Source organism: Streptomyces sp. NPDC002125, assembly GCF_053593715.1.
In genome coordinates this window covers 1-19379 of record NZ_JBSFDD010000048.1, presented here as the reverse complement: position 1 = coordinate 19379, position 19379 = coordinate 1, and the positions used below count along the sequence as shown (strand labels likewise).

Below are 19379 nucleotides of genomic sequence, written 5' to 3'. Positions count from 1 at the left end.
GATGGTGGCGCAGGTGGACGAGGAGCTGCTGCGGATCGGGCGCTGCCAGAAGGGCGACATCGTGGTCATCACGCCCCGGAGAGTCGTCTCTCCGGGGCCCGACCCCTGTGCAAGGGGTGAAGCAGCGGTTATGTGATGGCGCCGGCCGCCGAACCGGCGAAGCGATCCGGCCGGCCGTACGGCGCGACGGTGGGCGTCAGCGGAAGGTGCCCTGTGACACCGAACCGGCGATCCGGCGCTGGAAGATGACGTACACGACCAGTACAGGCACCACCGTGACCACGATCGCCGCGAACAACGCACCGTAGTCGACGTCGTAGACCTGCGAGGACGCGTACGCGGCCATCCCCTGGGTCAGGACCCACATGTCCTGGTCGGTGTTGAGCGCCACCGGCAGCAGGAACTGGTTCCACAGCCCCAGGAAGTTGAAGATCGCCACCGCGGCCATGCCCGGACTGGCCATCGGCAGCATTACCTGGAAGAACGCCCGCCAGTCACCGGCACCGTCGATCAACGCGGCCTCGTAGACGTCATGCGGCAGTGACCGGAAGAACGAATAGAGGAAGAACATCGTGAACGGCAGCGCGAACGCGACGTAGGTGAGGATCAGTCCCACACGCGTGTTCAGCAACCCGAAGTTCTGCAACTGGAAGAACAGCGGCACGATCGCCAGGAAGACCGGGAACGTCAGTCCGGCCAGCATCGTGTAGTAGATCAGCCGGCGCCCGGGGAACTGGAACCTGGCCAGGATGTAGGCGCACATCGCACCCAGCAACATCACCAGGAACAACGCAGAGACAACGACGATCACCGAATTCAGGAAATACTTCCCGATGTTCGCGTCGGTCCACGCGTTCGCGTAGTTCTCGACCCTCCAGTGGTCCGGGAGCGAGAACGGCGACGACAGGATCTCGCCGGTCGACTTGAACGACGACATCAGTACCCACAGCATGGGCACGATCACGACCACGGACCATATGACCAGCAAGACGTGCGAGATCGTGGCGAACCAGCGGTCGCTGCCCGCGGTGACTCTGACCAGTTTCCGGTCGGCGGCTACGGCGCTCACTGAGCAGCTCCCTTGGCTCCAGCACGCCGAGCCTTGAACCCACGCGCATTCTCTTTGCCCTCGCCACCACCGGTCAGGCGGAAGACGGTGAACACCAGCGCCGCGAAAACCAGGGTGACGACGGCGAGGACGACGCCCATCGCGGTGGCGTATCCGAACTGCTGCTTCGCGAAGGCGACGTTGAACAGCCGCTGGCTGATCGTCAGGGTCGAGTTGTCCGGCCCGCCGTTCGGCAACAGTGCCTGTACGTAGACGAACGCGTCCAGCGCGGCGATGCCGAGATAGATGTACGCCGTCTGCACACTGTCCCGGATCGCCGGCAGGGTGATCGAGATCGTGGTCCGGAACCGTCCGGCCCCGTCGATCCTGGCCGCCTCGTACAGCTCGGCGGGAACTCCCTTGATCGCGGCGATGAAGAGCACCGCGTAGAACCCGACGAGTCCCCAGACGAAGACGAACATCAGGGACGGCATGGCGGTCGCGACCTCGCCCAGCCAGGCGAACGCCACGAAGCCGTCCAGACCGATCTTGGTGAGGAAGCCGTTGACCAGGCCGGCGTTCGGGTCGAACATCTGCGCCCAGATCAGGCCGACGATGATCGCCGGCACGACGTAGGGGAAGAACGAGATGACCCGGTAGAACGACGCACCCCGGATCCCCCGGACGGGGCCCTTGCTGGGCCCGCCCAGCGTGATGGCCACCGCGACCCCGAGGGCGAGCGTCAACGTCACCAGCGGTACGACGGCCGCCAGCAGCACCACGTTGCGCAACGCCTTCAGGAAGATGTCGTCCTCGAACATCTTGATGAAGTTGTCCAGCCCGACGAAGTTGTAGTCCGGACTGAAGCCGCGCCAGTCCGTCATCGCCCAATAGATCGCCTGGACGAACGGCATCAGGACGAAAAGGATGAAGACGGCCAGCGGGATGCCGAGGAACGCGAGGAAGAACGTCACCCGGTCGAAGGTGAGTTTGCGGCGCCCGGGACGCCCGCCGCGAGCGGCCGACTTGAGCCGGCCCCTCGTGGGTTCGGGTTTGGTGATCGTGTCACTCATCGCGCTACTAGCTGACCTTGATCTTCTCGATGGAGTCGTCTTCCCGGATCTTGTCGGAGATCTTCTGCAGAGCCGAGGTCAGACCCTTGCCGTTGATGTCGCCGGCGAGGAACGAGTTCCACGGCACCAGCTGGTCGGTGTTCATGCCGTAGGCCTCGACGAAGGTGTAGTTGAAGATGTTCTCGCCCGCGGCCTCGAGCATCTTCGTCTGCGAGACGAGGGCCGTGGAGCCGTAACCGTCGGCGGGCACGGTGCCCTTGACGATCGTCGGGGCCAGCTTCGTCTTGGAGAAGTTGGCGGCCGCCTTCTCGGACAGCATCGCCCGCAGGACCTCCTTGCCGCCGGCCGGGTTCTTGCCCTGCTTGGGAACGATGAACGGCTCGCCCGCGGCCGCACGGAGCGCCTCGTAGGGGATCTTCGGCTTGTCCGTGAGCGTCATCGCCGGAACACCGGTCATCTGGAAGTCGGCCTTGGTGGCGTCCTTCATCTCGTTCTCGATCCAGCCACCGGACGGGTAGAGCAGCGCCTTCTGGTCGTTGCTCCAGATCGCCTGCGCCTTCTGGAACTGGGTGCCGGAGCCGCCGGGGACGAACATCTTCTCCTTGACCATGGTCTCCATGATCTTGATGACGCCCTGAACCGCCGGGTGCGACCAGCAGCCCTTCTCCAGGTTCCCCAGCGCGATCCGGACCTCGTCGCCACCCTCCTTGATCGCCGAGTCGATCAGGAGTGTCCGGTAGTAGGTCGCCGCTTCCTTGCCGTGGACGAAGAGGTACTTGCCCTTCTTCTTCGCCGCCTGGCCGAGGTCGAGCGCCTCGTCCCACGTCTTCGGCGGGGTCCAGCCGTTCGCCTCGAACAGCGTCTTGGAGTACCAGACGCCGTACACCGTCATCACGTAGTTGAGCGCGACGAACTTGTCCTTGAACGTGCCGGGATCCTTGACGCCGGGGTAGACGATGTCGGCGATCTTCTTGCCCTCGTAGGTGTTGGCCTCGAAGACGTCGTCGAGCTCCTCGAGCTGGTCGACAATGCCCAGGAAGCCGATCTGGTCCTCACCGGAGTTGTCGATGAGGTCCGGCGGGTTGCCACCGACGAAGCGGGGCTGCAGCTCCGGGCCGATGTCGACGACCGGCTTGACGTCGACCTTGGTGCCGGCGATCTGGGCCCCGATGACCGTGTTGACGAACTCGACGTAGTCCGTGCCGTAGCCGCCGTCGAAGATGGCCGCCTCGACCTTGGAGTTCTTGGCGACGCCGAACGGGTTCTTGGCACCCTTCTCGCCCTTCGGGCCGCCGCCACCGTTGTCGTTGCTGGAGGGAGAGCCACACGCAACCGCGAACGAACCCATGGCTGCCGTCGCGATCGCCCCGCGCAGGAGCGTTCGCCTGTCAAGAGAGCCGGCACGAATGGTCATCTCTGCATCCTCACTGATCGATTGGATCTCTACGGTTTTGCTGCGTATTCGGCTGCCGGGCCGGGCTGGCCCCGTGCTTGCCGCATTTCTCTTCGAGCGCGTCCTGATGTGGGGCTCCGCCTGCGATGTCGGCGGCAATGCAATCGGGTCGTTCAGCCGTCGTCTCGGAGCCGCTCCGTGGCACCGATGGTGATCACCTGAGCGATGTCGGAAAAGCGGTCGCCGTGGCCGCGGCCCGAGCGGCAGTCGCGCTCCGCTTGATCAGATCGCAATGGCCAACGCCGGGGGTGGATCCCATGCTCAAGTCCTCGCCTTCTCCAGGACTCACGCGGTGTACCGGTCACCCGTCTTGAATTCGCCTAGACGAAGGGCCCCGCCACCGCGGTCAGTCGCGCTTGAGTTGTGCGGATTGCTGGATTGCCAGATGCAGTGGGGAAGTTCCGGGCCCTGCGGCAGCGACCGCTTCTCGCGCACGCAGATATGCCCCTCCCCCGTGTCCGCGTGCCGTTGTGAAACGTTGGTGCAGACGCCGACAGGTATAGTCCACTCGCCGCCAACTGAGCAAGATCGAATGCATGGTTGAGCGGCAGTCTTTCCCGAGTTGAGACCTCACGGTCACCTCGGCACGGAGTGCCTTCTCACGGAAACGCCGCATTCCGCAATACGGTCGAATCACCAGGACCGCCCCATGCAACACCCTTGACACATCCGGCCACTTGCCTCCCTACTGGAACCCGTATCCCACGATGACAACGTTGTCCTCAGCACGCCCCCCGGGAGGAATGGCTCGTATGCAGCCCCCACGTGGTCCCCAGCAAGGCTCGCGCCCCAGACACAGCCGGTCGGCCGCGGTGCTCGCGGCCTCTCTCGTGCTGGCCCTCGCAGCCCCCGCCACGGCAGTCGCCCAGTCGTCCGGCGCCCCCCGGAAGCCGTCCGGCGACACGTCGTTCAGCTCCTCCTTCGAGACCGACGAGAAGCAGCCGGACTGGCGCAACACCGTCGAAGAGGGTCCTGACGGGAAGAAGCGGGCATCGGGTGTCGACGGCGGATTCTCCGCCGGAATCCCGGGCAATGTCACCGATCAGGTCACGGATCTGCGCGCCAGTAGCGAGAACGCGGGCGGCGGCGAGGTCAAGGAGAACCTGGTCGATGTGGAGTCCGGCACCAAGTGGCTGGCCTTCGAGTCCTCCGGCTGGGTCGAGTTCGACCTCGCCGCGCCCGTCAAGGTCGTGACGTACGCCCTCACTTCGGCCAACGACCACGACGAACGGGACCCGAAGGACTGGACGCTGAAGGGGTCCACCGACGGGAAGTCCTGGACCGATCTGGACACGCGCACCGGCCAGACGTTCTCCGAGCGCTTCCAGACCAAGTCGTACGACTTCACGGCGGACACCGCCTACCAGCACTTCCGGCTGGAGATCACGAAGAACAACGGGGCGTCCGATGCGATCCAGCTCGCCGACGTGCAGTTCTCGGACGGCGACACCTCCACCCCGGCCCCCGACGACATGCGCACCCAGCCCGACCGGGGCCCCTCGGGCTCCCCCACCGCCAAGCAGGGCGCGGGGTTCACGGGGAAGAAGGCGCTGCGCTACGCGGGCACGCACAAGCCGGACGGCCACGCCTACTCGTACAACAAGGTCTTCGACGTCGACACCGCCGTCACGAAGGACACCCAGCTGTCCTACGTGGTCTATCCGCAGATGGCCGGGACGGACCTCGACTACCCGGCGACGCACGTGGCGGTGGACCTCGCGTTCACCGACGGCACGTACCTCAGCGAGCTGAACGCCACGGACAGCCACGGCGGGCTGCTGACCCCGCAGGGCCAGGCCGACGCCAAGCGGCTGTACGTGAACCAGTGGAACAAGGTCGCCTCGCGGATCGGCACGGTCGCGGCCGGCAAGACCGTCGACCGGATCCTGGTGGCGTACGACTCCCCCAAGGGCCCGTCGAAGTTCCAGGGCTGGATCGACGACATCTCGATCGCCCCGAAGGCGCCGGAGAAGCGCAAGGCGCACCTCTCGGACTACGCGTCGACCGTGCGCGGCACGAACTCCAGCGGCGGCTTCTCCCGTGGCAACAACTTCCCCGCCACCGCGGTCCCCCATGGCTTCAACTTCTGGACGCCGGTCACCAACGCCGGTTCCACCAGCTGGATATACGACTACGCCCGCGGCAACAACGAGGACAACCTGCCCACCCTCCAGGCGTTCAGCGCGAGCCATGAGCCGAGCCCCTGGATGGGTGACCGCCAGACCTTCCAGATGATGCCGTCGGCGGCCTCCGGCACTCCGGACGCCTCCCGTACGGCCCGCGCGCTGCCCTTCCGCCACGAGAACGAGACGGCGACCCCGCACTACTACGGGGTGACGTTCGAGAACGGCCTGAAGGCCGAGATGACGCCCACCGACCACGCGGCCCGGATGCGCTTCACCTATCCCGGTGACGACGCGAGCCTGGTCTTCGACAACGTGGACAACAGGGGCGGGCTCACCCTCGACCCGGAGATCGGTTCCTTCACCGGCTATTCCGATGTGAAGAGCGGCGGCTCCACGGGTGCCACCCGGCTCTTCGTATACGGCGTCTTCGACGCTCCCGTCACCGACAGCGGAAAGCTCAAGGGCGGCGGCGGTGACGACGTGACCGGCTTCTTCCGCTTCGACGCGGGCAAGGACCGGACGGTCGGCCTCCGGCTGGCCACCTCGCTGATCAGCGTCGACCAGGCGAAGAAGAACCTCGCCATGGAGCTGCCGGAGAAGGCCTCCTTCGACACGGTGAGGAGGAACGCGCAGAAGGCCTGGGACAAGATCCTCGGCAAGATCGAGGTCGAGGGCGCCAACGCCGACCAGCTGACCACGCTCTACTCCAGCCTGTACCGGCTCTACCTCTACCCGAACTCGGGCTTCGAGCAGGTCGACGGGAAGAGCACCTACGCGAGCCCCTTCTCGGCGCAGACCGGAACCGACACCCCGACCCACACGGGCTCGAAGATCGTCAAGGGTGAGGTCTACGTCAACAACGGCTTCTGGGACACCTACCGGACGACCTGGCCGGCGTACTCCTTCCTCAGCCCGAAGCAGGCAGGGAAGATGGTGGACGGCTTCGTCCAGCAGTACAAGGACGGTGGCTGGATCTCGCGCTGGTCCTCCCCGGGCTACTCCGACCTGATGACCGGCACCAGTTCCGACGTGGCCTTCGCCGACGCGTACGTCAAGGGCGTCGACTTCGACGCGGAGGCGGCGTACGACGCGGCGGTCAAGAACGCCACGGTGAGCCCGCCCTCCTCGGGCGTCGGCCGCAAGGGCATGGAGACCTCGGTCTTCACCGGATACGCCAACACCTCGACGCACGAGGGCCTGTCCTGGTCGCTGGAGGGCTACCTCAACGACTACGGCATCGCGCAGATGGGCCAGGCGCTCTACAAGAAGACGAAGAAGGAGCGCTACAAGGAGGAGGCCGAGTACTTCCTCAACCGCGCCCGGAACTACGTCAAGCTCTTCGACGACAAGGCCGGCTTCTTCCAGGGCAAGAAGGCGAACGGCGACTGGCGCCTGCCCTCCGACCAGTACGACCCCCGCGTCTGGGGCTACGACTACACGGAGACCAACGGCTGGGGTTACGCCTTCACCGCGCCGCAGGACAGCAAGGGCCTGGCCAACCTCTACGGCGGCCGTGACGGTCTCGCCAAGAAGCTGGACACCTACTTCTCCACCCCGGAGACCGCCGGACCCGAGTTCGTCGGGTCCTACGGCGGCGTCATCCACGAGATGACCGAGGCGCGCGACGTCCGCATGGGCCAGTACGGCCACAGCAACCAGGTCGCGCACCACGCCACGTACATGTACGACGCCGCCTCGCAGCCCTGGAAGACCCAGGAGAAGGTCCGCGAGGTCCTCGGCCGGCTGTACACCGGCAGCGAGATCGGCCAGGGCTACCACGGCGACGAGGACAACGGCGAGCAGTCGGCCTGGTTCCTCTTCTCCTCGCTCGGCTTCTACCCGCTGGTCATGGGCAGCGGGGAGTACGCCATCGGCTCGCCGCTCTTCACGAAGACGACCGTGCACCTGGAGAACGGGCGCGACCTCGTCGTCAAGGCCCCGAAGAACAGCGCGAAGAACATCTACGTCCAGGGTCTGAAGGTCAACGGCAAGAAGTGGACGTCCACGTCGCTGCCGCACGACCTGCTGGCCAAGGGTGGCGTGCTGGAGTTCGACATGGGCTCCAAGCCCTCCGCGTGGGGTACCGGCAAGAACGCGGCCCCTGTCTCCATCACGCAGGACGACAAGGTGCCCGCGCCGAAGGGCGACGTACTCAAGGGTGACGGCGCGCTGTACGACAACACCTCCGCCACCTCGGCCGAGGTCGAGTCGGTGGAGCTGCCCGCCGCCGAGGGCACGAAGGCGGTCCAGTACACGCTGACCTCCGCCACGGCGGCGAAGGCCCCCACGGGCTGGGTGCTGCAGGGGTCGGCGGACGGCACCTCCTGGAAGGACCTCGACAAGCGGTCCGGCCAGACGTTCGCCTGGGACAAGCAGACCCGGGTGTTCTCGGTGCGGGCGCCGGAGGCGTACGCGAAGTACCGGCTGGTCAGCACAACGGCGGCGACGCTGGCGGAGATCGAGCTGATCTCCTGACCAGCCGTCAGTAGCCGGGCCAGGGGCGGCCACCCGCACGCAGGGGTGGCCGCCCCTGGTGGCATAGTGCTCCGCATGCCCTCACGGATACGGACCGGCCGAGCCGCGGCGGCGTTCGTCACCGGTCTGGCCACCGTCCTCGCCACGGCACTCGCGCCCGCCGCCGCCACCGCGGCGGACAAGGTCGCGCTGAGCCTGAAGGATGTCCCGCGCAGCATCGTCGTCTACAACGCGGACGAGGGCGCCGACGCGGTGAAGGGGGACTTCGTGGTGCCCGTCGCCGTCGTCCCCGGCAACGAGGAACCGGCGCGCAACATCAGGGTCGTGGTGGACGCCTCGGGTCTGAAGGACATCGCCCGTGTGACCAAGGGCGGTTACGGGAACTGCGACGGCAGCGGCTGGGTGTACACCTGCGAGTACGGCACCCTGGAGAACGACGGCGAGAGCAACGCCCCCTTCGACATCGTCGGACTGGACGGGGTGGAGCCGGGCGACAGCGGAACGGTCACCTACACGGCGACCGCCGACAACGCCGCTCCGGTCACCGGCACGACACGCATGGTCGTCGGCGGTCCCACGCTGGGCGCGCCCGACGAGGAGCCGGGGGTGAGCGGCGTCGAGCCGGGCGAACCCGCTTCCCTGACACCGCGGCTCGCGAACCACACCCGCTTCGCCGCGGCCGGCGGTGTCGCCCTGCACCTCCGCACGGACGGCGGTCTCACCCTCAGGACCCGTCACAGCAACTGCCATTACACGGGCGCCCCGGTCACGTCGGCGTGGTGCGTGTTCCCGACGAAGGCGGCGCCGGACACCGCGTACCGCACCAGCGCACCGCTCTCCTACGTGGCCGCCGAGAAGGAACTGTCCGGCACGCTCTCCTACAGCTGGTCCTCGGCGCCCGGGAAGCCCGACGGCCACACCGTGCGCGGTACGGGCCCGCCCCTCACCCTGGTGCCCACGGCGGACGGCCGCTTCGACAGCGCCGAGGCCACCGTCGAGGTGGACACCACCGTCCAGGCCGACTACCGGCCGGTCACCGCGACCGTGCGGGGCCGGGTCGGCGACACGGTGAAGGTACGGCTCGGGGTGCGGGACCTCGGCCCCGGGGTGCTGCTGGACGACGAGGTGAAGGGCGGCTTCGAGGTCGTGCCGCCGGAGGGCACCACGGTCACCTCGATTCCGTACTCCTTCGAGGGCGACGATCAACGGTGGGGGTGCGCGCGGCCGGAGAAGTCCGGCGGGGCGTTCGTGTGCGAGGTCGGGGACGAGGCGTTCTTCTCGGCCGCAGGGGAGAGGACGACCGCGATCGACTTCCATGTCCGCATCGACCGCCAGGTCCCGGGCGCGCGGGGCACCATCCGGACGTACAACCCCTACGACCGCACCCCGGGCAACGACACCGCCGTCATCCCGGTCGAGGCCTCGCCTGCTCCGCCCGGCGTGGCGGCCTCACTCGGCCCCGTGGGCTGGACCGCGATCGCCGTGGGCGCCGTCGCGGCCGTGACGGTGGCGGCCCTGTATCTGCGCCGCCGCCGGGCATCGAGCTGAGCTTCCGGCACACCCGCCGAACCGCGGCACGACGGGCCGACCCGCACTCCGGGGCGGCCCGTCCGCTGTTTCCGGCCTCCCTAAGGCACCAACCCCAGGCGGAGTTATGCCGCCTATCGGCTAGTCAGGGTATTTTTGAGCATTTTTGCGGTGTCCCGACGCCGTCTTTTGAAGATCCATGTCATCCCTTAGGCGATCAGGTGATCAGTACGACAATCATCTCGGCTTGAAGGAGCCCAGCATGCGCAATTCCGCTTCCCTCCGCTCCCGCAGCATCCGCACGGGCACCACGGTGGCCGCTGCGGTCGCCGCCGCCGGCGTCGTCACCCTGGCCGGAGCCCCTGCCGCGTCCGCCATCGGCGAGAGCGGTGACATCGACATCCGCTCCGTCAGCTGGCACTCGCGCGGTGAGCGCGACGGCGTCGAGGTCTGCCAGTTCGTTCTCGTGGCGAACAACTTCGGGGCACTCCCCGAACTCGTGTGGACGATCACCGAGCGGCCCCCGGGCAACACGCTGACGAACACCCTCCCCCTCATCGACGGCAAGGGCCGCAGCCAGGAGTACCTCCTTCCCGAGGGCACGTACCAGCTCTCATGGCCGGTCGGGGCGGTCCCCCTGAAGACCAAGAGCTTCGAGGTCGACTGCTCCCGGCGCGGCCAGGGCGGCAGCCCCGGGGGCGGCGAGGGCCGGGGTTCGTCCGAGTCCGGCGCCCAGGCGGACAAGAGCACGGCGAAGGACAGCGAGAAGGTCGCCGCCGAGATCTACGACAAGCCGTCCGGCGCCGTGCCCGCCGGCGGCGGCGGCGTCCCGGACCTGGAGAACGTCAGCTCCGAGAGCGACTCGAACATCGGGACCTCGGCCGCACTGGTCGCCGGCGCCGCCGGGATCGCGGGGCTGATCATGGTCCGTCGATCCGCAGCCCGCCGTGCCCGCAACGAGGCATAACACGCGCGGCGGACGGCGACGCCGGGGACCGAGCCGTGCATGCCGGCTCACGATGACCCTGTGCGTGACCTCCTCACTGGTGACCGGCGTCGTGTGGGCGAGCTCGGACTCGCCCGAGGACGCCTCGTCGGTCACCGCCGCCCGCGGCAGCGACGCTGCGGGCGGCGGGGCGCCGCCGTTCCGGAGGGCACCGCATGAGCCGCAGAAGAAGGTGCCCGCCTCGCACGCACCGCTGGTGCACTCCCGTCCGCTGAAGGTCGCCATCCCCGCGATCTTCATCGAGGCCCCGGTCGCCGGACTGGGCCTCGACAGGAAGGGGCGGCTCGGCGCCCCGCCGCTGAACAAGCCGAAGCTGGTGGGCTGGTTCCGCAAGGGCCCGTCACCCGGGGAGGCGGGCACGTCCCTGCTCGTCGGCCACCGGGACACCGCGACGGGGCCGGCGATCTTCCTCAATCTCAACGTTCTGCGCCGGGGTGACACCGTGAAGGTCACCCGGGCTGACCGGCGGATCGCGGTCTTCACCGTCGACGAGGTGAAGACCTACACGAAGGACAAGTTCCCCGACGACAAGGTCTACGGGGCCACTGGCCGTCCGGAGCTCCGGCTCCTGACCTGCGGCGGGCGCTTCGACAAGAAGAACGGCTACTCGGCCAACGTCGTGGTCTTCGCCCACCTCACCTCGCTCAAGAAGAAGGCGGCCTGATCCCACGGCACACCGCACGGAACGGCCGGCACCTCGGGGGCGAGGTGCCGGCCGTCCGCCGTTCGCGACCCTGTAACCTCACCGCACGTACGTTCGGGGAGGGCATGTGGGGCAAGCAGGGCGAGGGCTGCGGATCGCGGCCTGGGCATCCGGAGCGGTGGGGGTACTGCTGCTGGTGGGGCCCGTGGCGCTGTTCGGGAGCGGGTACACGACGGCGCAGGTGTCCGGCAGTTCCATGGAGCCGACGCACCCCATCGGCGAGCGGGTGCTCCTGGAGCGGGCCGGCGCGGACGACGTACGGCGTGGTGATGTCGTGCTCTACCGGGAGCCGGAGCGCTACCAGGGCCTGGCCGTCCTCAGCAGGGTGATCGGCGTCGGCGGCGACCGTGTCGCGCAGGAGCCCGGCGCACCCGTGACGGTGAACGGCAAGCCACTGACCGAGACTTACGTCAAGGACGGCGACCCGTCGGGCATGCCCGTCCAGTACGACGTCGAGGTCCCGGAGGGCAGGCTCTTCGTGCTCGGCGACCACCGCGCCAACGCCAGGGACTCCCGCTCCTTCCTGGACGACCGGTCGGGCACCGTCTCCGCCACCACCGTCCTCGGCCGGGTCCCGGATGGCCGCGCGGGCCTCGTGGGACTGGGCCTGGCGATGCTGCTCGGCCTGCTGCTGGGCATCACCGCGCTCGTGTCGGGGATCGCCGCCCGGGGAGCGCGGCACCGCTCCCGCACGGTGTACGCGCCTCCGCCTCCGCCCTCGGCCGCCTGGCACGCCTGACCCGCGGGCACCTGGCACCCCTGGCCGGATCGCGGCCGGCGCCCCGCCCGGAGGCAGTGGTGCCGGCCGCGCCGCTGTGTGGGCTCAGCCCACCCTGCAGCCGAGTTGCAGCGCGGGATCGGGGGTGCCGCCTTCGGAGACGTAACCGAAGGTCGTGGATTCACCGGGGTCCAACGAGCCGTTCCAGCCCGCGTTGTGGACCATCACCTCCTGCCCCTGCGTGGTCATCGTGCCGTTCCAGAGGCTGGCGACGCTCTGCCCCGTGGGCTGCGTCCACTCCACCATCCAGCCGAGCATCGGCACATCACCGGAGTTGGTGACGGTCACCTGGGACTGGTAGCCGCCGCCCCAGCTCCCGGTGGTGCTCCGCGTGGCGGTGCAGGTGCCCGGCGGGGGCTCGGTCGGCGTGGTGGTGGAGCCGTCCTTGACCCCGGTCACCTCTCCGTTGCCGCCGTCGAAGACCACGTCGGAGCAGGAGTAGAAGGTCTCCTGGCTGTCCGAGCGCTGCCAGACCACGTAGATGACGTGGCGGCCCTCCTTGTTGTCGGGCAGCGCGCCCGTCCACTTGTAGTCGGCCTCGACGGTGCCGGGGCTGCCGTTGAGCGGCGGGTGGTCGACGGAGATGAAGGGACTCTCCTCCATGTCGGCCCAGGTGAGCGGCTGCGACGGGTCGTAGCCGTCCTTGGTGATGTAGACGTAGAACCAACCCGGGTGTGCGGCCCAGGCGTTGTACGAGAAGTCGATGGTCGAGCCCTCGGTCAGATGCGTCACCGGCCAGTCCGTGCTGGGCTTGTTGAAGCCGGTGAAGTTGGTGTTCCCGCCGCTGCACAGCTGACCGTCGGGCACGAAGCCGCGGGTGCGGCCGGCGCCGTCGGAGCGCAGCACGGAGAACCAGTTGTAGAAGGGGGTGGTCCCGCTCTGCTGGGCCGCGGCCTTGCAGGCGGGGTTCACCGGCTTGATCTCACCGGTGTCGGTCAGCGCGTCCTGCCAGCAGAGGAACGTCCGGCTGGCGGGCTTCATGGGCGTGCCGTGCGCTTCCGCCTTCTCGCCGGTGGTGACGACCAGCCCCAGGGCGGGGACGGTCGTGAGGAGGGCGAGCAGGGTGAGGAGGATGGCTCTTCGGCGGGTGCCCGCCAGTAATCGATGTCTCGTCAGTCGGATCACGACGTACGTCCCTTCGCTGCGGCGCCGGGTGCGGCCGGAATGCGGTGCAAGCTTGGGAGCGCTCCCATTTCGGAGACTAGCGTCGACCCGAAACCCTGTAAACGCCTTGCGCAGAACGGCTTTCGCGACCCCGTGCGGGTGATGTGCGCGCAATCGCCGGATACGGGGGCGGGGTAACCGATACGTTCGGCGCATGCCACTTCCGAAGGACTTGGACCCGTACGCGAACCCCCGCGCCTTCTACGGTGCGGAGCTGCGCAGGCTGCGCGAGGCGGCGGGTCTCTCACAGAACGAGCTGGGCGAGCGGGCGTTCTGCTCGGGCACGTACATCGGCTTGTTCGAGGCGGCCGAGCGGCGGCCTCAGGTGGACATCTCGCGTGCGCTGGACGAGTTGCTGGGCAGCGGCGAGCATCTCCAGCGGCTGTGCCGGCTGGCGCGGACGTCGAAGGTGGCGGGGTACTTCGCGGATGCGGCGGAGCTCCAGCTGCGGGCCGTCTCCATCGCGGAGCACTCGTCCATGGTCGTTCCGGGCTTGTTGCAGACCGAGTCGTACGCCCGAGCGCTGACACGCGCCGCTCACCCCTACGCCTCCGACGAGGTCGTGGACACCCACGTGCACACCCGAATGGAACGGGGACGCCTGCTCGACTCCCCCTCTCCGCCGCTCCTCTGGGTCATCCTTCACGAGGCGGCACTCCGCATTCCGGTGGGCGGGGCGGCCACCATGTCCGAGCAGCTCCATCATCTCCACTCGCAGGCGAGCGCCCGTCCACGTGTGGTCGTCCAGGTGCTGCCGTTCTCAGCAGGAGCCACACCTCTGCTGGATTCGGCCGTAACGCTGATGCACTTCTCCGACGCGCCTCCTGCCGCCTACACGGAGACGGCCTACAACGGTCAACTCTTCGAGGAAAGCGAGCTGGTGGAGAACATCTCTTCCGCATACGATCTGGCCAGAGCTTCCGCGCTGTCACCGGAAGCATCCCTCTCCCTCATCAAGTCGGCTGCGAAGGACCATGCGACAGATGCTCACCCCTCGTGACCTGTGCTCATTGACGTGGCACAAGTCGTCCCACAGCAACGGGGACGGCGGGAACTGCGTCGAGGTCGCCGACGGTCTCCCCGGCCTCGTCCCCGTGCGCGACAGCAAGCTTCCCGACAGCCCCGCGCTCGTCTTCGGCGCCGTGCACTGGGCCGCGTTCGTCGGCGCCTTCAGGGACGGCTCGCTCTGACGGGTCCGCTCGTCAGTCCTGCCCGGGAGGACGCCCTTCCGGCAGACATCCAGGTGTGCCGGAAGGAACCTCGGCCACGTACCGGACTCAGCAGCCGACCGCGTCGAAGAGCCCCTTCGGGATCGCCAGGTTCAGCGCCGTCACGACCGGCTTGCCGTGCTCCCTGCCGAGGCGTGAGACCGCGCCCGTGGCCAGCTGGAAGAGCTCCCCGCTCGCGGGTGTCAGCCGCAGATAGCGCGCGGTGAGCACGCGCAGGAAGTGCGAGTGGGCCACCAGCGCGATGTCCGCCTCCCCGAGGCGTGATGCCGCCGCCCGCACCTCGGCGAGGATGCGGTCCGCGCGGGCACCCACCTCGTCCGGGCTCTCCCCCGGGTGCTCGGCGGGGCCGGGCGCGACGCCGTCGGTCCAGAGGTTCCAGTCGGGGCGGGTGCGGCGGATGTCCACCGTGGTCACGCCCTCGTACGCCCCGTAGTCCCACTCCCGCAGATCCGGTGTCTCGCGGGGCGCGGTCAGGCCCGCGAGCTCGGCGGTGCGGCGGGCGCGGAGGTAGGGGCTGACGAGGGTGAGCCCGATCTCGCGCTCGGCGAGCAGCGGCACGAGGGCGCGGGCCTGCCGCTCACCGAGCTCGGTCAGCGGCAGGTCGGTCCAGCTCGTGTGCTGCCCGGACCGGGACCACTCGGTCTCGCCGTGCCGGATCAGGATCAACTCGCCCATGGGTGCTTCCGCTCTGTGCGCCGTACTCGTACGTATGTGCCGCTGGTGCCAACCCGACGGACCACGATCGCATTCCACCGGCCCGGCGCGGAGCGGCTCGCCCCGGGGTGGACTCCGTACGGCGGAGCGTCCTCGTGCCCCTCAGTCGGTGCTGTACCGCGTGGTGCAGGCCCAGGCGATCGCGCGTCCTCCGCCGGCCCGCGACCTCGCGTCCGCCTCAGCCTTGGCCCGGGTGGCACCGTGGCCGCCCCAGTAGCGGTTGGTCGAGGAGTTGTACACGACGGCGCCGCAGCTGTTGCTGAAGGACGCGAGGATCTTGCAGCCGGAGCCGGGGCACCGCTGCAGCGCGCCCTGTTCGGCGGCGGCCCGGGTGTTGTAGTCCCAGGATTCGCCGTTGCTGCCGTCCCGGCCGACGGCTATGGCGCCGTAGCGGTCCGGCGGCCGGGGCGGCGGGGCCGGGGCGGGCGCGGCCTCCGGCTCCCGCGTGGCCGGCAGGTCCGGATCGCCTGCGTCCCCCGGCGCGTCCGGTTCGTCGGTGTACGGGTCGGCGGGTTCCGTGGTCTCGGCGGAGGCCGTCCAGCCGTCGGCCGCCGACCCGCTGTCCGGGATGCCCGGCCGGAACGGCGAGCGGTTGCCGGACCTTCCGCACCCGCTCAGCACCACCGCGACGACGAGCAGTGCCGCGACCCCGGCGGCGGCACGGGCGGCACGCCCGCCCGGTCCTCTCGCTCCTGTCGCGGCCTTCGCCCCCGTCGGCCGTGATCCACCGTCAGGCCGTGCGACATGCTGCGTGTCAGCCACGCGAACTCCCCCGAATTCGCCGGGCGCGCTACGGCCCGGTGCTGCCCCGATTGTTCCGCAGGGCTCGCACGGGCGGAAGCGATTCGGTCGTGTACACCACATCCTCACTCCCGGAACGGCCCGGAACGGCCCGGCGCCGAGGAGCAGCGGCGGAAAACCGGACGGCCCGGCACCGGACCGCCGCGGAGGGCGGGTCCGATGCCGGGCCGGGAGGGCCGGTGCGCGGGCTGCCGTCAGGCGGACTCGCCGACGACCGTGACCGTGTACGGGCGGTCGGTGTCCGCCGTGACGCGGATCTCGCCGCCCTCGCGGACCACCTCGTACGTCGCGGCCACCGCGCCGGTGTGGTCGGGGACGGTCACCGTGCGGGTGAAGTCACCCGTGCCCGCCGGGGCGAACACGCGGAGTTCGAGGTTGTCGAGCCAGTCGCCGTCCGGACGGGACTCGTCCGCGCCCAGGGCGAGCACCGCGCCCTGGCGGACCAGCAGGGGCAGGCTGTCGAAGCCGTGCGTCTCCTGGCGCCAGGCCGGTCCGGTCACCGTCTCGCCGGTCAGCAGGTGGGTCCACGTGCCCTCGGGGACGTAGTACTCGACCTGGCCGTCCTCGGTGAAGACGGGCGCGACGAGGAGGTCCGGGCCCAGCAGGTACTCGCGGTCCACCGTGCGGGCGGTCGGGTCCTCGGGGAACTCCAGCAGCAGCGGGCGCATCGTCGGGACACCCGTGCGGTGGGCCTCGACAGCCGCGCCGTAGATGTACGGCATGAGGCGGTGCTTGAGCCGGGTGAACTGCCGGGCCACGTCGACCGCTTCGTCGCCGAACTCCCACGGCACGCGGTACGACGACGAGCCGTGCAGCCGGCTGTGCGAGGAGAGCAGGCCGAAGGCGAGCCAGCGCTTGAAAACCGCCGGGTCGGGCGTGCCCTCGAAGCCGCCGATGTCATGGCTCCAGAAGCCGAAGCCGGACAGGGACAGCGAGAGGCCGCCTCGCAGGGACTCCGCCATGGCCTCGAAGGAGGACCAGCAGTCGCCGCCCCAGTGGACCGGGTACTGCTGGCCGCCCGCGGTGGCGGACCGGGCGAAGAGGACGGCCTCGCCCGCGCCGCGCTCCGTCTCCAGGATCTCGAAGACGGCCTTGTTGTAGAGGTGCGTGTAGTAGTTGTGCATGCGCTCCGTGTCGGAGCCGTCGTGCCAGACGACGTCGGTGGGGATGCGCTCGCCGAAGTCGGTCTTGAAGCCGTCGACGCCCTGGTCCAGGAGCACCTTGAGCTTGCTCTGGTACCAGGCGGTGGCCTCGGGGTTGGTGAAGTCGACCAGCGCCATGCCGGCCTGCCACTTGTCCCACTGCCAGATGTCACCGTCCGCCGTCCGGACGAAGTACCCCTTCTCGGCGCCCTCTTCGTACAGGGCGCTCTTCTGCCCGATGTACGGGTTGATCCAGACGCAGATCTTCAGGCCCTTGGCCTTGAGCCGGGCGATCATGCCCTCGGGGTCGGGGAAGACGGCCGGGTCCCACTCGAAGTCGCACCACTGGTACTCGCGCATCCAGAAGCAGTCGAAGTGGAAGACGCTGAGCGGGATGCCGCGCTCGGCCATGCCGTCGACGAAGGAGTTGACCGTCGCCTCGTCGTAGGAGGTGGTGAAGGAGGTGGTCAGCCAGAGGCCGAACGACCAGGCCGGGGGGAGCGCCGGGAGGCCGGTGAGGGAGGCGTAGCGGGACAGGACGTCCTTGGGCGTGGGGCCCGCGACGACGAAGTACTCCAGGGTCTGGTCCTCGACGCTGAACTGCACCTGGCCGACGGCCTCGGAGCCCACCTCGAAGGAGACCTTGCCGGGGTGGTTGACGAAGACGCCGTAGCCGCGCGAGGAGAGGTAGAACGGGACGTTCTTGTACGCCTGTTCGCTGCTGGTGCCGCCGTCGGCCTGCCACATGTCGACGACCTGGCCGTTCTTCACGTACGGCGTGAAGCGCTCACCGAGGCCGTGGACCGTCTCGCCCACGCCGATGGCGAGCTGGGCGAACATGTGGTGGGTGCCGTCGACGGTGGCGAAGGCGCTGCCCTTGCGGCCGGCCGAGGTCAGGACCCGGCCGTCCGCGTCGAGGAACTCCAGGCCGAACGCGCCCTCGGTGGGGAGCCGCAGGGTGAGCGGACCGCTGGTCAGTTCGGCGGTGGTGCCCTCGGTGCGGGTGGTGGCGGCGGACCCGGCGACGGCGCCCGGCATCTCGAAGTCGGGGCCCTTGCGGCGCTTGCCCGCGTGATGGGTGAGGCGTACGGCGATGACGCCCTCGGCCGGGGCGTGCGCCTCCACGGTGATCAGCGGGGCGTTCAGCGTGTCGCCGCGGCGCGTGACCCGCTTGACGGCGGCGTAGGCGGCGAGGCGGTCGTCCTCGAGGCGGATGTCGCGGACTTCGGTGGCGTAGGAGGCGTGCACACCGCTGCGCATCTGCCAGAAGCCGTCGGTGAACTTCATGGGGGTGGTCCTTAGCCGATCAGGAGGTGCTGGGGCGGAACATCAGGGCGCCTGCGGCAAGCGCGGCTGCGGGTCCTCTTGATTTTGATCGTACACAAAACAAATGTGCCCGAGAAGGGAGGTAGGTAACAGGAATTCCCAGATTGCCCGGGAAACAGAACCATGGCACAGCGCCTCCGATCTGCCATGTTGGCGCCACGTAACCGACACGTGACGGAAACGGTCTAGAAACCCTCGACCGGATGGAGTATTAGTACTGCAAGCAAACAAATTGGCCGGTCCGGCGGAGCTGTCATCCGGGCCTGACGTCGACAAGAGGCTGTGCAATGTCGGACCGCTTCAATCCCACCCCTTCGGACAGGTTCACCTTCGGTCTGTGGACCGTGGGCTGGCGTGGCAACGACCCGTTCGGTGACGCGACGCGTCCCGCCCTGGACCCGGTCGAGTCGGTGGAGCGGCTCGCGGAGCTGGGGGCGCACGGGGTGACGTTCCATGACGACGACCTGATCCCGTTCGGGTCGTCGGAGGCGGAGCGGGAGCGGCTGATCGGCCGGTTCAAGGACGCGCTGGCGCGGACCGGGATGAAGGTCCCGATGGCCACGACGAACCTGTTCACGCACCCGGTGTTCAAGGACGGCGGGTTCACCGCGAACGACCGCGACGTACGCCGCTTCGCGCTGCGCAAGGTGATGCGCAACATCGACCTGGCCGCGGAGCTCGGCGCCACCACCTACGTCGCCTGGGGCGGGCGCGAGGGCGCGGAGTCCGGCGGCGCGAAGGACGTGCGCGTCGCGCTGGACCGGATGAAGGAGGCCTTCGACCTCCTGGGCGACTACGTCACCGAGCAGGGCTA

At 68.8% G+C, this 19379-nt stretch carries 15 protein-coding genes; 8 read left to right on the top strand and 7 right to left on the bottom strand.

Translation table 11 applies throughout. The annotated features are described in order from the left end of the window. Positions 1–196: 196 nt before the first annotated feature. The 3 genes from ACWCQM_RS39970 to ngcE are packed head-to-tail and all read right to left on the bottom strand — an operon-like array spanning position 197 to position 3535. Positions 197–1069, bottom strand: coding sequence for a carbohydrate ABC transporter permease (locus tag ACWCQM_RS39970; protein WP_450919972.1), 873 nt, complete (start codon positions 1067–1069; stop codon positions 197–199). Further along, entirely contained in the window at positions 1066–2121 is a 1056-nt protein-coding gene (locus tag ACWCQM_RS39965) for a carbohydrate ABC transporter permease (protein ID WP_450919971.1), read from the bottom strand. The genes ACWCQM_RS39970 and ACWCQM_RS39965 overlap by 4 nt, the downstream gene beginning before the upstream one ends. A gap of 7 nt (positions 2122–2128) precedes the next feature. Next, positions 2129–3535: an N-acetylglucosamine/diacetylchitobiose ABC transporter substrate-binding protein gene (gene ngcE / locus ACWCQM_RS39960; protein WP_450919970.1), complete on the bottom strand. Its 1407-nt coding sequence runs from the start codon at positions 3533–3535 to the stop codon at positions 2129–2131. Positions 3536–4326: 791 nt separating this feature from the next. Between ngcE and ACWCQM_RS39955 the strand changes: the two genes are divergently transcribed. From ACWCQM_RS39955 to lepB, 5 genes are all read left to right on the top strand, one after another. Beyond that, on the top strand, positions 4327–8175 hold the full coding sequence (locus tag ACWCQM_RS39955; protein WP_450919969.1) for a GH92 family glycosyl hydrolase: 3849 nt from the start codon (positions 4327–4329) through the stop codon (positions 8173–8175). A gap of 75 nt (positions 8176–8250) precedes the next feature. Next, positions 8251–9723, top strand: a complete 1473-nt coding sequence (locus ACWCQM_RS39950; RefSeq protein WP_450919968.1) for a hypothetical protein — start codon at positions 8251–8253, stop codon at positions 9721–9723. Positions 9724–9964: 241 nt separating this feature from the next. Beyond that, positions 9965–10669 (top strand): hypothetical protein, encoded by a 705-nt coding sequence (locus ACWCQM_RS39945; protein WP_450919967.1) that lies wholly within the window; start codon positions 9965–9967, stop codon positions 10667–10669. Positions 10670–10721: 52 nt separating this feature from the next. Beyond that, positions 10722–11372 carry a class F sortase gene (locus ACWCQM_RS39940; protein ID WP_450919966.1) on the top strand — a complete coding sequence of 217 codons (651 nt, stop codon included), beginning with the start codon at positions 10722–10724 and terminating at the stop codon, positions 11370–11372. Between the two features lie 106 nt (positions 11373–11478). Beyond that, entirely contained in the window at positions 11479–12150 is a 672-nt protein-coding gene (gene lepB / locus ACWCQM_RS39935; RefSeq protein ID WP_450919965.1) for a signal peptidase I, read from the top strand. Between the two features lie 84 nt (positions 12151–12234). Here the strand turns inward: lepB and ACWCQM_RS39930 are convergent, their stop codons facing one another. Next, complete coding sequence (locus ACWCQM_RS39930) at positions 12235–13314, bottom strand: lytic polysaccharide monooxygenase auxiliary activity family 9 protein (RefSeq protein WP_450919964.1); 1080 nt, start codon at positions 13312–13314, stop codon at positions 12235–12237. A gap of 193 nt (positions 13315–13507) precedes the next feature. Here ACWCQM_RS39930 and ACWCQM_RS39925 point away from each other — a divergent pair, with 193 nt between their 5' ends. Continuing rightward, positions 13508–14353: a helix-turn-helix domain-containing protein gene (locus tag ACWCQM_RS39925; protein WP_450919963.1), complete on the top strand. Its 846-nt coding sequence runs from the start codon at positions 13508–13510 to the stop codon at positions 14351–14353. Further along, on the top strand, positions 14337–14543 hold the full coding sequence (locus ACWCQM_RS39920) for a DUF397 domain-containing protein (RefSeq protein WP_450919962.1): 207 nt from the start codon (positions 14337–14339) through the stop codon (positions 14541–14543). The genes ACWCQM_RS39925 and ACWCQM_RS39920 overlap by 17 nt, the downstream gene beginning before the upstream one ends. Before the next feature lie 87 nt (positions 14544–14630). On the opposite strand, the gene ACWCQM_RS39915 is transcribed toward ACWCQM_RS39920, so the two are convergent. The 3 genes from ACWCQM_RS39915 to yicI form a co-directional block, all read right to left on the bottom strand. Then, the gene (locus tag ACWCQM_RS39915) at positions 14631–15257 is read right to left on the bottom strand and encodes a histidine phosphatase family protein (RefSeq protein ID WP_450919961.1); all 627 of its coding nucleotides are present in this window, start codon (positions 15255–15257) and stop codon (positions 14631–14633) included. 141 nt (positions 15258–15398) lie between these two features. Next, positions 15399–16058 carry a DUF4189 domain-containing protein gene (locus ACWCQM_RS39910; protein ID WP_450919960.1) on the bottom strand — a complete coding sequence of 220 codons (660 nt, stop codon included), beginning with the start codon at positions 16056–16058 and terminating at the stop codon, positions 15399–15401. A gap of 233 nt (positions 16059–16291) precedes the next feature. Beyond that, on the bottom strand, positions 16292–18526 hold the full coding sequence (yicI, locus tag ACWCQM_RS39905; protein WP_450919959.1) for an alpha-xylosidase: 2235 nt from the start codon (positions 18524–18526) through the stop codon (positions 16292–16294). Between the two features lie 326 nt (positions 18527–18852). Here yicI and ACWCQM_RS39900 point away from each other — a divergent pair. Beyond that, on the top strand, positions 18853–19379 hold a 527-nt coding region (locus ACWCQM_RS39900; protein WP_450919958.1), incomplete at its 3' end, for a TIM barrel protein.